Raw genomic sequence first — 15,200 nt, 5'->3', positions numbered from 1 at the left:
CTTTAAAGTATTTCAACTATATGTTGGCACAAATAAAAGATTCTACCGCCGCTTAAGCCCAAATCATCTATTAATGAGTAGGGCGGCTTAGCTCAAAGTTAGAGCGACCTTTTATGTGATTTTTGCACTTTATGTAGCCGTGCCCGATTGGGCGATAGGCGTGCCAACGTAACAGCTGATAACGGTGTAAAACAGCCTAACATCATATCTGCTAACGCTTCGGCACATATCGGTGCCAGCGCATAGCCTTTTGCACCCATCGCTGAGAGTGTCCATAGACGCTGACTTTGCGCAAGCAACCCGACCAGTGGATGATAGTCAATCGTTTGTGTACGAATGCCGGCACGCGAATGCCATGTACTGATATCATTTGGCAATACACTACTCAATTCAGGCATATCTTCAATCAATTTATCATAATTTTGTTGGTTTTCTTCACTTCGGATATCAATATTTGCATCACCATCTACAAAGCTTGCCCCAAGTAAAAACTGTGGCTGGTTCTCGCTAATATGGTTCAGTTGTGCATCACTGCTTTGTCCGATAAATGGCGCACAGTAGCCACTATATTTGAGCGGCAATTTAGGCAGCCTGCTCATTTGCTCCGCAGTTGGCGTAAACCAAGACAGTTGCCCGCGAATCGTACGGCACTTAACGATACGCTGATCTAACTGATGGCTCTCATATGCGGCGCAGATCACCACATGGTCGGTAGTTATAGCGACAGAATTTCTACTAGCACTTTCATTATTTTCGTTGCTTTCAAAACCTGTCAAAATGACGTTATCTTGAGTTTCTTCAATATTGGTAATATTGAGCTGCTGATAGGTGATATTTGGGTGCAAAAGGATAAGAGTTTTTAATGCTTGTGGATTGACCAAACCGGACTGTGGCAGATACAAATTATGGGCTAAGTCTTTATCTTTTAAACCACTTATATCGTGTGCTTTTTCAGTACTGATGGTGGTTGCCATGGTGTCTGGATAGTCTGCAATCTGCTCCGTACCAATATTGGTTTTCACCAATAAATCTAGCGTGCCAGTTTGCTCAAGTATCAATGGCGATTTTTGGATAGCGGCTTGCTGATTAAAATATCGATACAATCGACCACTGTATAAATAGCCAATAGAATGCAGATGCTCGTAGACATGATGAATAGGTGTCATATTCGGAGCAAGTAAGGCGCGCGGATTACCGGATGCACCAGCCAGCGGTGCGTCTTTATCGAGCACCGTCACGCTTATACCACGATTAGCAAGCGTCCACGCAGTCAGCAGTCCTGCCACGCCAGCACCAATAACGACTGTATTATTAGGATAGTTGGACAAAGGCGCCTTATTAGATAAGGCTGAAATAGGCTCATCTAGAGATGACATCTCGCTCATAACGGCCGTAAGCATCTCAGGCTTAGGCCCAAACCCTTTGCTCTTTTTAATGACAAAACCCTGAGACTGCAATCCACGTTTGACGATACCCGCACAGCTATAAGTTGCAGCAGTCGTGTCAGCACGTGACAAGCGCTGTATCTGGCTAAAAATACGCTCTGTCCATAATGTCTCATTGCAAGAATGCGCAAACCCATTTAGAAACCAGGCATTGATGTACGGACGCTGAGTAGTTACTACGCCATCTAAACTTGCTAAGCTATCACTAGCGTCGCCCAGCCAGATATCAAGTGTTAAATTGTCCTCAATAAAATTTAGCCGATGACAACCAGCGATAAGGGGAGGGTAGCTGGCTAACAACTGCTCAATCAACGGTGCCAGTTCAGGTGCACGCTGTGCCCATGGAGCAAGTATCTTTGCTAAGTCGCTAAAAGGCACAGGGTGTTTTTCGGTGGTAATAAAATGCAAACGGGCGTTTGCTAAGTGCGGGTGTGTTAATCGAAGCTGTCGCCATAGCTGCCAAGTCGCGAGTAAATTGAGTCCTGTACCAAAACCCAATTCGCAGATCGTAAAGCATTGCTTAGGGATAAGATTTGCCAATCGCGTGGGCAGCTGATTATGTACCAAAAACACATGGCGCGATTCTGCTAAATCATCTGCTTGCGAAAAATACACGTCGCCAAACTCGCCTGATACCGGCACTTTATTACCAGCGTCATCGGTTTGCCACTCAATGTTAGCGGGGGAAATAACGTGTACTGGTGTCATACTTTTGGTCGTATCCATAGAGATAGGTTTGGACATAAGTATTTATCAAGCAGACAATGGCAGGCAAGTATCAAGTAAGCATTAAATAGACAGACATCAAGTCAATAGATGATATCAATCAATAAAAATACTGCTACCAGCGTTCACGGCGGACAAATACCAGCCATGAGATAAAAATACCGACTAATAAGCTAAGCAAAACGGTAAATGCGCCGTATAAAAACAATTGACCTTTACTCTCATAAACCAAGACATTTGCTTGAGTTTGTAAGTCATTGACTTGGCGCTGCAGCTGGGCATTACGGCTTAGTAATTCTTGATTGGCGGCGGATAAGGCTTTATTTGATGGTTGAAGTTGTGCTGCCAAGGTGTCGTTAATATTGGTCGCAGGCTTTGCTGCGGTAGCCATTTCTATGACCGGAGCGGTTGTTTGAGTTTGAGAGGCATGGTTGGCTGCAATTAGTACAGGTGCAATTCCTGATACAGAATCAGTCTGAGCAGTGACCGTTGGCGCTGCGTGCACCGATACGGCAGCAATTAATAAGACAATTGCAAGCCCAGTGTTAGCAAAACCAGTCTTATGGACAGGCTTTTTTAATGAGAGCAACCGCTGAATCACGATGATGTTACCTCATTCGTTGTACTGACATTCACTGCTGGTAACGCCTGAATAAATGGCTTGATGTCGACATGACTGTAGACACCGTCACGCAAATACGGCTCCGCGCTTGCCCAATCTTGAGCCGCCTCAAGCGAATCGAAATCAGCGATGATAAGGCTGCCTGACATCTCATTTTTGCCGTGCTCGATAGGGGTTGGTCCTGCGATAATCAACCGCTGCTCATGATTCAATAGTTGTAAGCGTTCAACGTGCTCTGGGCGCGTCAGCTGACGTTGGGCGCTACTGCCTGCTACGTCGTGACCAATAATGGCGAATAAGGACATGTTGCTTCCCCAATTAATAATAAAAATAAAGCGTTAGAGTTAATAACTATGTTGCATCACTTTGTCTTATCGGACTTTATAAGGCATCATAGCTATGATAGTTATCATTGGTATTCAGAGATAACAGGGTATCTACTATAAATTATCAGCTGCTAGTTAACTTTTTATTTAGCAGACTTATCAGTTAATGCAGGGTTCAGATGCTTTTTTAATAACAAAAACTGAGCGACCACAAATACCAGCATAAGCGGAATCCAGCCATAAGTTTTAAAGTTAATCCAAGCCTCATCAGACATAGTAAATGCCGTGATATAATGTAGTACAGCCATGATGGCAAAAAACACCGCCCATGCGATGGTCAGTTTTTTCCAACCACTCATCGTGAGTGAGAAGACATCTTTCATTGCCAATTGCATCAGAGGCTTATTGATCGCTGCACTGACCAATAGTGTGAGCGCAAAAATACCGTTAATAATCGGTGATTTCCAGCGTAGGTAAATATCGTCACGTAACAGCAAGGTGCCACCGCAAAAAACGATGGTTAACAATAAAACGACCCATTGTTGTTTATCGAATTTACCTTTTTGACGCACAAAGTGAATCGCATAGACGACGATAGTGGCAACGAGCAATGCGCCGGCTGCCGCCAAAATACCATTGTAACGAGCAGCAATAAAAAATGCGATTAAAGGAATGAAGTCTAATAAGGCTTTCATAGCAAATAAAATATCCAACTAAAACGTATGCGCTAGTTTACACGTCTACTGCGCCAAAAAAAAGCAATCAACGCTATAATCCTCTGATATGACCTACTTTGGCGCTTTTAACCTAATTTTACTCAAGAATATTCAAAACACTAAGGCTCGCTTTATGAAAATCGATTTACATTGCCACAGTACCTGCTCTGATGGCACTTATGCGCCGGCAGAAGTGGTACAGCGCGCCCATACGGCTGGGATTAATGTATTGGCTTTGACCGATCATGATACCTTGCTCGGTATCGATGAGGCACGTGCTGCGGCGGATGCTTGCAATATACAACTGATCAATGGCGTAGAAATCAGCTGTGAACATACCTTGAGCGGCGGCTATGGTAAAAATAAATCCACCAACAAAATCATTCATGTGCTTGGGCTTGATTTTACCGACCGCGAAAAAATGCACGCAACGCTACAGCAATTGCAAGAAAGCCGTGCCACACGTGGTCAACGTATCACAGAAAAACTCAGTACGTTGCTCGGTATCGATTACGATGAGCTGTGGCAAGCTGTTCTTGCTAAAGCTGGTGGCAACCCGCAAGCAGTCGGACGCGCACATATCGGACAGGTTTTATTTGAGCGTGGTGAGGTAAAGACCGTACAAAAAGCCTTTGATAAGTATTTGGCGGATAATAAAGCGGCTTATGTGGCGATTGAGGCACTGACGATGCAGCGCGGCATTGAGCTGATACAGGAGTGCGGTGGCAAAGCTGTGCTAGCACATCCAACGCGTTATCAGCTCTCAGCGACTCACGTCCGTAAGCTTATCGAAGAGTTTGCTCTGCTTGGCGGTGATGCTTGCGAGCTACCTGCCAATAGTGAGCCTGTCAGCACACGTAAAATGGTTGACCGTAGTATTGCTGAGCACAAGCTTGCCGCATCGATAGGGAGTGACTTTCACGGTAGTAATATGCCATGGCGACGCTTGGGCGATGTACCTAAGGTGCATCTTGAGCAGCAAGGTATCTGGCAATCTTTTGCAGCTTTATCTTAAGCAGCTTTATCTTAAGCAGCTTTATCTTAAATAGACACAGGCTACATTTATTGACCGAGGACTCAATTAAATGGATTGATAAACGGATTGATAAATGGGTCAAAGATTGCCACACTCAATGATAGGTTCCGATTTAGTATCACTCACGACACCGGATATAGTTGAAATACTTTAAAGTCGCTACCGTATTGCTGGTGTAAGTTTTTTGCCGCCTCTGTCTGCGTAGGCACAGCAAGCAAGAAAAATTTGCACCAGTAGTACGTGTTGTATCGATATTACTTTTCACCGACTATAGTCAATTCAAAATAAAATCAGCACTTTAATCTTTTAAGTGTTCAATCGGTTATGACCTAGAGTATGACGAGGTAATTAATTCTTGTACCAAACTCGCCAATACACTGGTCGCAAAGCTACCGGTCGTCAAAGTAAAGTTTAATACCAGTATTTGTCCATCTTCTTTATCCTCCCATTCCCAGCTTAATGCCTCAATAGGTAAGCGCAGCGCTCTTCTTTGTGCCTTGATATCACGCTGCTCTAAGCCTACGGCTAGCTGCATCAATAATGGGCTTTGCGCTACGATATCAGTTTCCATGGCTGCCGCTTTGCCGCTAACTTTCTCATTACTCGTGCCCCATAGTACGGCAGTAGGATGAATGTCGCCCGTTTCCAGACGTGCTCGTAAAGTATGGTCTATCTCATCGCTTGCAAATATCGAGCCTGAGCCATCTAGATTGAAGACTTCACCTGCAAGTCCTGTGTTCCAACTGCCATCACGGACACGCGCTGCCAAAATTTCATTGAATATCAAACTGCGTGCTGCCGACAGCTCCATGCTATTTTGCTCTCGCGGCACGCGTTTACGTTTGCCTTTATTAGGCTGCGGACGACTTTCTGGTACGGGACGCGCAAACAATGACAAGGCTTCTCTAATATTATTACCACTGCGACCAAAGCGCTGCGGACCAAAATAATTGGGCACGCCACTTTGACTAATAGTTGTTAAGTGTTGCTCAACAGCTTGCTTAGCAGACATTGGTTGTTCAGACGCTGAAATTTGCAGTGATAAAGAAGCCTCAAAGCTTGCAAACTCAATATCACGCAAGGTGATGATAAATTGATTGGCACGGTGCGTGCCGCGATTGAGCTTTTTATTGTGCCACTGCTGCTCAAGAATAGTGACCGACTCATTGGCGCTAATATCTACGGGCGCAAACTCAGAGTCTGGCAATTGCTTTTTTGGTATGCGCAGGCTAAACCATTGCGTTGTGAGCGCATGACGGTCTTTCAGTCCTGAGAAACCGACATCACGTAATGGAATTTCTGCCCATTCAGACAACAGTTTTGCAAGGTAAGCGGTATTCATCCCTGACTTTTGGATATGTAGCCATAAATGCTCACCTTCGCCCGTGAACTCTAATGGTAGCAACTCATTGACAATAAAATCTGTGGTATGAGTCTTATAAGTGGCTTGCTTTAAAGGCGGCTGCATAGGCTGCGGTAACTTGGCAGTATCAGCGGCAGTGGTAATATCGTGGTCTTGAACTTGAACAGTCATAAAGTAGTCTTTTACATTTTATAGAACATTAATAGAGATTAAAAAGGCAGTAATTACGTTTTGCAACGCGGCAAACATACAAAAGAACAGCATAAGTAAAGGGGGCTTGCTACTATAAATACAGTCACTATAGACAAAGCCGACATTATCCGCGGCGGCATGAAATCGTACAAGCAAGATGACGATAGTATCATTTTAATTACCCGTGATGAGAACGAATTTAGCGCATTTGATGGTAAATGTCCGCATGCATTATCACGCTAGTATTTAGCAGGTGATCGGTATTATTATTAAAGCTGGCGTGGTTATCTAAGCCAACCTTTTATAATATGTCGATAAGGAAAGGACAAAAACCAAATGAATAAAGACCATATGAATAAAAATTCGGTATTTTTACGTCAAGCTGAAGCAGATGATATTGGCGCACTTGAACAGTTATTAAACCGCTGTTACCGACAAACAGAAGGCTGGACCAATGAAGCAGATTTAATCGGTGGTATTCGTATCACTCAAGATGAGCTGGCTAGTACCATCGCTAATCCAAAACACTATCTTTTCGTTTATCCAAAAACGACTACAGGCGAACGCGATGCAGATGAAACCGGTGAGTTACTAGGTTGTATCGCTGTCGATATGAAGGTCAATGCTGACTCAAGTAAAAGCGTCTGTCCTAAAAAAGCCTATATCGGCATGTTTGCGGTACATCCTACGCTACAAGGGCAGGGCGTTGGTAATGTGATATTGCAGGCAGCAGAGACTTTTGCTGAACACCATTTGCAGTCAAGTGCACAAACGCCCGATGAAAATCCTGCTCGTCTGACCATGTCGATATTAAGCCATCGTCCTGAGCTACTGTCTTATTATCAGCGCCGTGGCTATCAGTTAAATGGCAATAAAATGCCGTTTCCAGATGATGGTAATAATGGCGAGCCAAAGCGTCAGGATTTAGAGTTATTAGAGTTAGAAAAAATGGTTAATTAGAAAACGTCATGAGTGTTTAAAGGCTGGTTTTATTGACCCCAAAAATACCTAAAAGTCATGAATAGCCCCATGCTAAGCAGTAAAAATGCTACCACGATAAAGCGCTTAAACCAGTTAAATGCTGGCAAGCGTGTGGCATTATCATTAGAGGTGATATAGGCAAATAAAAATATTAGACTGACAACCAAGGTTATAATGCCAAGCCCGATCGGTAATATAAAAAAATACGCCTGCCACATGATTATCTCGCAACCATCATTATTAAACACATCATAGCAGCATCTGGATTGTGCTGTCTTAATTATCCATATCTTAAGTTTTATAAATATATAGTTGAAATACTTTAAAGTCGCTACAGTATTGCTGGTGTAAATTTTTTGCAGCCTCTGTCTGCGTAGGCACAGCAAGCAAGAAAAATTTGCACCAGTAGTACGTGTTGTATCGATATTACTTTTCACCGACTATAAATAAGCACTTCTACTGGTTGCTGATAATAAAAAAGGATGCCCAAACGGCATCCTTTTTATGTAATAGATAAGGCTATTATTAATATTACCCAGTCTATTACTAGCGCATCGTCACAAACTCTTCTGCGCCAGTTGGATGAATGGCGATGGTATTATCAAAGTCAGCCTTAGTCGCGCCCATTTTTATCGCTACCGCAAAGCCTTGAATCATCTCATCTATGCCAAAGCCAATGCCATGTAGACCGATGACTTTTTCATCATCGCCTAAACAGACCAGTTTCATCATACATTTTTGTCGATGTTGGGTCACCGCACTATACATAGGGGTAAATGTCGAGCTATAACATTTGATATTATCTTTGCCAAATTGATTGACAGCATCAATCTCAGACAAACCAATCGTGCCAATAGCAGGGTGAGTAAAGACAACCGTCGGTATCAACTCATAGTTTAGATGCTCATCAGGCTTATTATTAAACAAACGCTCCGACAAGCGGCGACCTGCGGCGATAGCCACTGGCGTCAAATCAACACTATTCTCGATAATATCGCCGACCGCATAAATCCCTTTAACATTGGTATTTTGGAACTTATCGACTTTAATTTTGCCAAACTCGGTCGTCTCTACACCCGTCACTTGCAAATTGATATTATCAGTAGAAGGCGCGCGACCAATCGCCCAAATCAAACAATCTACCGTATCTAGGCTGCCACTCTCGGTACATAAAGTCAGGCTACCGTCGTCATTTTTAACAACTTCGGTGAGCGTGGTATTAGTATGCAATTGAATACCGTCTTGCTCCATCTCTATCAGCAAAGTTTCAACGATACTGTGGTCAAATGAGCGCAGTGGCGAATGTTGACGTACGTACTGATGGACTTCAGCGCCAAGACTGTTTAACACACCAGCGATTTCAACAGCAATATATCCAGCGCCGACGATAGCGACACGTTTTGGCAACTCATTTAAAGCAAAAAAACCATCAGAATCGATACCGTGTTCTGTGCCTTTGATATCTGGGCGAATAGGGTGACCACCCGTCGCAATCAAGATATGGTCAGCGGTAATAAGTTCGCCATTGACCTCGACCGTATTGGTATCAACAAATTTAGCAAAACCTTTTATCACCTCGACGCCGTTTTTTGCCAAGTTATTGTCATACGAGCGGTGAATGTTTTCGATATATTGTTGGCGACTATTCACCAGTTTTTGAAAGTCAAAGCCTTTAAACTCGACGTCAAAGCCATAATCTGGCGCATATTTATGAATGGCTTCGGCAACTTGCGCGCCGTACCACATCACCTTTTTAGGTACGCAGCCCAAATTCACGCAAGTGCCGCCCAATTGGTTGGCTTCGATAATGGCGCATTTTTTGCCATAGCTTGCGGCGCGGTTGATCGAGGCAATACCGCCGCTACCGCCACCAATGGCGATATAGTCATAATGTTTTGTCATGGTTAAGTCTCTTTAATCAATGCGTGTTGGTGCAATTTTGCAGTCTATTATTTTTTAATTCTGTTATTTTGAACTCTATTGTAATGGGTATGATCATCAATCTTACAAGGTTTTGCTTATAAGGATATGCCAGCTATAGTTGAAATACTTTACAGTCGCTACCGTACTACTGGTGTAAATTTTTTGCAGCCTCTGTCTGCGTAGGCACAGCAAGCAAGAAAAATTTGCACCAGCAATACGTGTTGTATCGATATTACTTTTCACCGACTATAGTATTAGAATATAAAAGAATTTTGGCAGAAATAGACTGACATCTAAGCCCATCTAAACCCCTTAAACTCATCTACACAATGGCACGCCGCCTATAAAATAACAGTCCAGGAATGGACAAGCCCAGCACCAATCCTGAAGTCACAAATAAAGCCTCAAACAAATACACCATCATTTGGCTAAATAATTCGTCTGAAAAGCCAAAATAGCCAATCTGTACCATACTGACCATCGCCTTATAAGCGGCGATACCAGGCATCATACAGATGACACTTGGTGAGATTAATGCTTTGGGCGGTAGGGTATATTTTTTAGAAAAATACACGCCCAAAAAGCTGGCAAGCATCGCCCCAAAAAAGCTGGCAACCACCAGATGGATATGCTGATAGACAAGCGCCGTTTTTAGTCCAAATCCAAACGCGGTCATCAATAAACACGGCAAAATATAGCGTTTGGGAACGCTGAACATCAGCGTCCAACCAAGGGTAATGATACAGGACAGCACCACGGTTTTAATGAACCACATCTCAAAACCCCCAGTGCTGTATGCGAAGTAAGACCAGCGCCATCACGATACCAACGCACGCTGATAAGGTTAGCATATAGGTAAAAACGGCACGGCCAACGCCAATATTGACATAGCCTTTTAAAATATCTGAGAAAGAATTGATCAATGGAAAGCTTGGAACTAGTAAAAGCACGCTTGAGGCAACGGCGATATCAGCATTATTACCAATATCAAAATAGTAGGTCGTTGCCCCAATTAAAGAAGCGATAAAAGCCGTCACAATGACCGCTATAAAGGGATTAAAATGGTGTTTGGACAGGTAAATACGGGTGAACATCGCTACCATACCTGCGATAAAGGTTACGGCGGTAATTGACCAACTGCCACCATTTAGATAAGCAAACGCGGCACAAGATGCGCCAACAAACACGCCTACCAACCATGTTGGATACACCGACTTATTATCTAACTCATCAAACGCAAGGGTGGTGCGGTCAGTTAGCTCAGACTTCAGCTCAGCATTATCTATAGTAGATTCAGTTTTATTAACGATTTGCTGAATTTGTACCAATACATTGACATTGATGCTCTGATTGATCGTGTCTCTGGTGGTGGTGATACAGCGCTCATCACAGATAGTGGTCAAGGTAATGGCGTTAAAATTTAGCGAACATTCTACGCTGTTCATGCCCAAGGCAAGCCCCAAGCGTTTGGATAAGTCCACCACCACGGCAGACTCAGCGCCATATTGCATAAGGAGTAATCCGCAGCGCACGCATAATCGAGTAATGTGCTGTTGCTGTACGTAGCTGATAGAAGTCATTGATTATATACGCATGTTGGCTATTGTGATTTTTATGGATGGTATAACTATAAACACTGTGAGTGGTTATGGGGTATCGATACGGCAAGGTAACGATAGCATAACTTGCCGTGCTTATTTGCTACTATTATAAAGCGTAAACCACTGTAGTAAGGAGAATAAAATGCATATTGCCATCTTAACGCTGACTTTTTCTCTGCCCGGATGTGGCTCATTAAAGGAGAAACGCCAGCGCATGGTCGGCTTGCATGCCCGCTTTGGCAATACGCCAAGCGTCGCGGTCTGTGAAAGCGGTGAGCGTGATCGGCATGATGCCAGCGAATGGACGCTCGTTGTAGTAGGGCTGTCCAAACGTGAGGTCGAGTCGTTGTGTAGTCAAATCGAAGACAAGATAGAGCGTACAGTGGATGCGCGGGTGATGAATGTTGAAAGAGAGTTTGTTTAGTTTGGGCTTTTTGGGGAGCCAATCCCGCTTTTCGCTCATATCTGCTCATTGATACGAGGCGAGGGCTACGGTTTGTCCTGTCTCTTGCTCCGCGTAGCCAAGCCAAAATCTGGTCCTCGCAACTTGTCCAATTGAGCAGAATAACCGCTACAATCGGGGCTAAACCGCGTCTCTAGGCGACTTTCATGAATTGATGATACTGTTTGGTAAGATGCAATGATGCTTATCAGAGATTAATGTTTTTTACATCATCAATTAGCTGAATGATATCATCAGCAGTTTCAGCAACCCACTCTTTGCGACTACTCTCATTCACAATATCGAAAAAATTATCTTTAGGCTTCTTGAAATTAACTGGGCGTTGCGGATAAATAATCCCACCTAGATTTTTCTTCTTATTTTTACCTTCCCAGTTTCTACGTAATGCTATAACTTGATTATTAAATTCTTCCATTTCGCTGGGATATTCTAGTAGACGTAATCCATCTTTCTCTGCTAGTGTTATGCTATAGTACAAACGATTATTTAACTCGATATAACAATAAACGTCTACGTTATCTCTCTCAACTATTTTATAGAAAAGTCCATACGTCTTAGCTTTGCCTTTCTTACCACCTCCTGAATAGTACTGTTCTACTGCTTTTTCTTGGCTATAAGGTAAAAGCTGATTATCACAAAAGGAAAATGCTAGATTTTTTTCTTCAAAATAAGCTAATAGGTCGTTCCACATCTCTTTTTGAATATTTTTTTGAATAGTTTCAAAGTTCTGGCTCAGTTTGTATATAGTTTTAAAGTTATTGCTATCTGCTAGAAAGTCTACATATTCTTGTTTCATTTTTGCATCCCTTGTTTGCCCTGTAATCCTGGCAACGGTATTGATGTACTGCTCAATAGTTTGCTCTATATGCGGATAACCTACTACCTTTGCCTTACATAGCGTCAAAAAGTTAAAAATATCTTCCTTGTAGCTAATTACGCCATAGTCATCATTACTAATATCTCCCTGACCATAAGGCGACACATTATCCCCAAAACGATTTAAATATACTATGTAAATATTTTTATCGTCATAGCCCAATTCTTGGCAAGCTTTATAATATTTAGCCAGTTGACCTTTTTGATCAAAAGCATAAATCTTGTTTTCGACAACAATAACGTTTTTTTTGTTTTTGAGAATGATATCAGCTCTACCATGATCTGAATTACGAAAACTATATTCAATTTCACAACTGTAGTCATCTTTAGAGCTTAATTTTTCTCGATTCCATTCTTGTGTTGCTATGGCGTTATTTAATACTGTTTCAATGAATAACTGTTGAAAGTCTGCTGTTTTATGACTAGCATCTTTATTGAGTAGTTCGGCAAGAAAACGAGAGTGCAAACCAACTTCTTCGCCTATCTTACGTAAGATCGTAAATATATTAAAATCTAGTTTTGTATCATTATGATTCTTTAGAGAGGCTTGTTCCTTATCCTGTAAATTTGAAATATTTTGTTTAAAATTTTCGCCAAGCATAGTCATCTTTCCTAATAATTTTAGTGTATATTATCAAATTGATCTTAACAAGTTAACATATACACTGAGCTATGCTGAAGAAACCGTACAAGTAAACTTGGTAAACTAAGCACAACAACAGGAGTTTACCATGACCAAGAAAATCAGAACCTATAGTGCAGAATTCAAAGCAGAAGCCGTCAAGAAGATAGCGGACAACGATGGGAATATTTCAGCGACTGCAAAGCAGCTTGGTATCGCCATGCAGACCTTATCTAATTGGCACAATAAAGCCAATCAAGGCAAACTTGAGGGAACAGCTCAATATGATCCTGAACTCATAGCAGTGATCGAAGAAAACAAACGCCTCAAACGACAGCTTAAAGTTGCCGAGGAGGAACGAGAGATCCTAAAAAAGGCGACGGCGTACTTTGCAAGGCACAGTTAGTGAGGTACGCCTTTATCAAAGATAACCAGCACTTCTTTAGCATCACCACTATGTGCCGCGTGCTAAGTGTTAAGCCATCAAGCTATTACGACTGGCTAAGTCGTGATCTCAGCGACCAACAGATACATCGCAATCAGTGTGAACTACTGGTTAAAGTCGCTCATACTGAGACCAAGCAGTGCTATGGCGTAGATCGACTGCATGCCCACCTAAGTGCGCAAGGGCACGATATCAGCCAATATATGGTTAGAAGCATCAAAGAAGAACATGGCATCAAATGCCGTCGCCACAAACGCTTTAAAGTCACCACCGACTCCAATCACAACAAGCTGGTCTATCCAAACGTACTGGATCAGAAGTTTGATGCCAGTCGCCCTAACCAAGCGTGGGTCAGTGACATCACCTATATTTGGACGCTTGAGGGCTGGTTGTATTTAGCGGGGGTTAAGGACTTATACACCAAAGAGCTTGTTGGATATGCCATCAATAAGCGCATGACTGCTGATTTGGTTTGCCGTGCACTTAATATGGCAATTAAGAATAAAGGGCCAAGCCAAGGGCTGACTGTGCATTCCGATAGAGGCAGCCAGTATTGTAGCCATGCGTACCATAATATTATCAAGCAGCATCATTTTAAAGGCTCAATGAGTGGCAAAGGTAATTGTTATGACAACGCACCCATAGAAAGCTTCTGGGGCACATTAAAGAATGAGCTGGTATATCATCAAGACTATAAAACAAGGTTTACAGCCATTACCGATATCATTAGATATATCGAGCTGTATTACAATCAGACTAGGATTCAAAAGGGCTTGGGCTATAAATCGCCAAGACAGGTGTGGTTTGACTTTTATCGTCATGCTGCGTAATTAAAATCTCCCAAGTTTAACTGTACGGATTTGACAGCAGGGGTCACACGTTTTTAAAGCCTTTATAGAGTTCATTATTATGAGTCGTTCCTCTAAATATAGTTTAAGTGATTTATCTGAATATAAAGGCCCTAAAGGCTTTATGTTCGTCACTACAGGACAAAAAACAGAAAAAGTAGCCCAAAATATAGGGAAAGATAAGTTTGACAAAGCCTCTGATAACTATTTAGAGCTTGGTTGCGAAGATTTGGATTTCAAAGCAATTAGCTTAGACGTTTTACAGAGTTTGACCGAGGTCGATAGGAATGCACACCTCGAAAGTCAAAAAGTTATAGTTTTTTTAATTGAAAATGAAGCTTCCTTTGATGCTTTGTTTGCCATTCACGATGAAATAGCTTCTATTCAAGCATTAACTTGTGCAATCGTACCTTCAACTATAGATGAAATAAGTGGCTTCAAAACTGAACCAAAAAATATTTTAAAAAGTAAGATTAATACATTGTCACTTATTCCTACTTTTTCTGTACCTTTTATGACATCACAAGCCAAAAATGATTTTTTAAACGACATGCACAGTGAGAGCTATAATTTTTATTATTCCTTTGTAGATTCAGTCATAACGACAGTTTGTACCGTTTATAGGCAGGATGACTCTATGATAGGGTATGACTTTAATGATTGGAAACAAGTATTTAGTAGTAACAGATTACTAAATATACTTCCTAATATGTATGCAAGCGACAAAAATAAGAATAATTTCAAGAGTGATTATTTAGAAGGATTAAGTAAAGTTGGAATTCATCCGACTGATATTAAAGATATAATTTGTGTAATGAGTGCTAGTAGTTCTCTTAGCTTAGAACAAACACTTAAAGTAACCGAAACTATAGGGGATAGTTACGCTATTTTTTGCACTACAACTATGAAGCTTACTCAAGATTCAGCTATATTTGAAGACTCAAGCATGACAAGTGTTAATGTCATAGTGAGTAGGCAATTTAAAGGCAGGTAGTAGCGAAAATCGGGAATGGCT

General features: G+C 42.0%; 14 protein-coding genes. 5 read left to right on the top strand and 9 right to left on the bottom strand.

Translation table 11 applies throughout. The annotated features are described in order from the left end of the window. Window positions 1–98: 98 nt before the first annotated feature. The 4 genes from mnmD to ispZ all read right to left on the bottom strand — a co-directional run bounded on the left by mnmD (window position 99) and on the right by ispZ (window position 3,814). Window positions 99–2,189, bottom strand: coding sequence for a tRNA (5-methylaminomethyl-2-thiouridine)(34)-methyltransferase MnmD (mnmD, locus tag PSYC_RS08815; protein ID WP_011280963.1), 2,091 nt, complete (start codon window positions 2,187–2,189; stop codon window positions 99–101). Between the two features lie 97 nt (window positions 2,190–2,286). Continuing rightward, window positions 2,287–2,772, bottom strand: a complete 486-nt coding sequence (locus PSYC_RS08810) for a hypothetical protein (RefSeq protein WP_011280962.1) — start codon at window positions 2,770–2,772, stop codon at window positions 2,287–2,289. Continuing rightward, entirely contained in the window at window positions 2,769–3,098 is a 330-nt protein-coding gene (locus PSYC_RS08805; RefSeq protein ID WP_011280961.1) for a YciI family protein, read from the bottom strand. The genes PSYC_RS08810 and PSYC_RS08805 overlap by 4 nt, the downstream gene beginning before the upstream one ends. 164 nt (window positions 3,099–3,262) lie before the next feature. Beyond that, entirely contained in the window at window positions 3,263–3,814 is a 552-nt protein-coding gene (gene ispZ, locus PSYC_RS08800; protein WP_011280960.1) for a septation protein IspZ, read from the bottom strand. A 154-nt stretch (window positions 3,815–3,968) separates the two neighbouring features. Here ispZ and PSYC_RS08795 point away from each other — a divergent pair, with 154 nt between their 5' ends. Continuing rightward, entirely contained in the window at window positions 3,969–4,850 is an 882-nt protein-coding gene (locus tag PSYC_RS08795; protein WP_011280959.1) for a PHP domain-containing protein, read from the top strand. A 343-nt stretch (window positions 4,851–5,193) separates the two neighbouring features. Here the strand turns inward: PSYC_RS08795 and truD are convergent, their stop codons facing one another. Beyond that, complete coding sequence (gene truD, locus PSYC_RS08790; protein WP_011280958.1) at window positions 5,194–6,405, bottom strand: tRNA pseudouridine(13) synthase TruD; 1,212 nt, start codon at window positions 6,403–6,405, stop codon at window positions 5,194–5,196. 357 nt (window positions 6,406–6,762) lie between these two features. On the opposite strand from truD, the gene PSYC_RS08785 reads away from it, so the two are divergent. Next, the gene (locus PSYC_RS08785) at window positions 6,763–7,386 is read left to right on the top strand and encodes a GNAT family N-acetyltransferase (protein ID WP_011280957.1); all 624 of its coding nucleotides are present in this window, start codon (window positions 6,763–6,765) and stop codon (window positions 7,384–7,386) included. A 567-nt stretch (window positions 7,387–7,953) separates the two neighbouring features. On the opposite strand, the gene gorA is transcribed toward PSYC_RS08785, so the two are convergent. From gorA to PSYC_RS08765, 3 genes are all read right to left on the bottom strand, one after another. Then, window positions 7,954–9,309, bottom strand: coding sequence for a glutathione-disulfide reductase (gene gorA, locus PSYC_RS08775; protein WP_011280955.1), 1,356 nt, complete (start codon window positions 9,307–9,309; stop codon window positions 7,954–7,956). Between the two features lie 343 nt (window positions 9,310–9,652). Next, window positions 9,653–10,105 (bottom strand): threonine/serine exporter family protein, encoded by a 453-nt coding sequence (locus PSYC_RS08770; RefSeq protein WP_011280954.1) that lies wholly within the window; start codon window positions 10,103–10,105, stop codon window positions 9,653–9,655. Between the two features lies 1 nt (window position 10,106). Next, window positions 10,107–10,910, bottom strand: a complete 804-nt coding sequence (locus PSYC_RS08765; protein WP_011280953.1) for a threonine/serine ThrE exporter family protein — start codon at window positions 10,908–10,910, stop codon at window positions 10,107–10,109. 163 nt (window positions 10,911–11,073) lie between these two features. Between PSYC_RS08765 and PSYC_RS08760 the strand changes: the two genes are divergently transcribed. Continuing rightward, window positions 11,074–11,355, top strand: a complete 282-nt coding sequence (locus tag PSYC_RS08760) for a DUF503 domain-containing protein (RefSeq protein ID WP_011280952.1) — start codon at window positions 11,074–11,076, stop codon at window positions 11,353–11,355. 226 nt (window positions 11,356–11,581) lie between these two features. On the opposite strand, the gene PSYC_RS08755 is transcribed toward PSYC_RS08760, so the two are convergent. Beyond that, window positions 11,582–12,871, bottom strand: coding sequence for a PD-(D/E)XK nuclease family protein (locus tag PSYC_RS08755; protein WP_011280951.1), 1,290 nt, complete (start codon window positions 12,869–12,871; stop codon window positions 11,582–11,584). 130 nt (window positions 12,872–13,001) lie between these two features. Here PSYC_RS08755 and PSYC_RS08745 point away from each other — a divergent pair. Then, window positions 13,002–14,167 (top strand): IS3-like element ISPar1 family transposase gene (locus PSYC_RS08745; protein ID WP_148201634.1). Its coding sequence is split into 2 segments (ribosomal slippage): window positions 13,002–13,260 and window positions 13,260–14,167, totalling 1,167 coding nucleotides; the frame shifts between segments, so codons are not numbered across the junction. 79 nt (window positions 14,168–14,246) lie between these two features. Continuing rightward, on the top strand, window positions 14,247–15,179 hold the full coding sequence (locus PSYC_RS08740) for a hypothetical protein (RefSeq protein ID WP_011280950.1): 933 nt from the start codon (window positions 14,247–14,249) through the stop codon (window positions 15,177–15,179). Window positions 15,180–15,200: the final 21 nt, after the last annotated feature.

Source organism: Psychrobacter arcticus 273-4, assembly GCF_000012305.1.
Classification (GTDB): Bacteria; Pseudomonadota; Gammaproteobacteria; order Pseudomonadales; family Moraxellaceae; genus Psychrobacter; species Psychrobacter arcticus.
This window is presented reverse-complemented; position numbering and strand designations above follow the sequence as displayed.

Coding starts and splice junctions, on each gene's coding strand:
- mnmD (WP_011280963.1), bottom strand. CDS start 2,189: ATGTCCAAACCTATCTCTATGGATACGACCAAAAGTATGACACCAGTA.
- PSYC_RS08805 (WP_011280961.1), bottom strand. CDS start 3,098: ATGTCCTTATTCGCCATTATTGGTCACGACGTAGCAGGCAGTAGCGCC.
- ispZ (WP_011280960.1), bottom strand. CDS start 3,814: ATGAAAGCCTTATTAGACTTCATTCCTTTAATCGCATTTTTTATTGCT.
- PSYC_RS08795 (WP_011280959.1), top strand. CDS start 3,969: ATGAAAATCGATTTACATTGCCACAGTACCTGCTCTGATGGCACTTAT.
- truD (WP_011280958.1), bottom strand. CDS start 6,405: ATGACTGTTCAAGTTCAAGACCACGATATTACCACTGCCGCTGATACT.
- PSYC_RS08785 (WP_011280957.1), top strand. CDS start 6,763: ATGAATAAAGACCATATGAATAAAAATTCGGTATTTTTACGTCAAGCT.
- gorA (WP_011280955.1), bottom strand. CDS start 9,309: ATGACAAAACATTATGACTATATCGCCATTGGTGGCGGTAGCGGCGGT.
- PSYC_RS08770 (WP_011280954.1), bottom strand. CDS start 10,105: ATGTGGTTCATTAAAACCGTGGTGCTGTCCTGTATCATTACCCTTGGT.
- PSYC_RS08765 (WP_011280953.1), bottom strand. CDS start 10,910: ATGACTTCTATCAGCTACGTACAGCAACAGCACATTACTCGATTATGC.
- PSYC_RS08760 (WP_011280952.1), top strand. CDS start 11,074: ATGCATATTGCCATCTTAACGCTGACTTTTTCTCTGCCCGGATGTGGC.
- PSYC_RS08755 (WP_011280951.1), bottom strand. CDS start 12,871: ATGCTTGGCGAAAATTTTAAACAAAATATTTCAAATTTACAGGATAAG.
- PSYC_RS08740 (WP_011280950.1), top strand. CDS start 14,247: ATGAGTCGTTCCTCTAAATATAGTTTAAGTGATTTATCTGAATATAAA.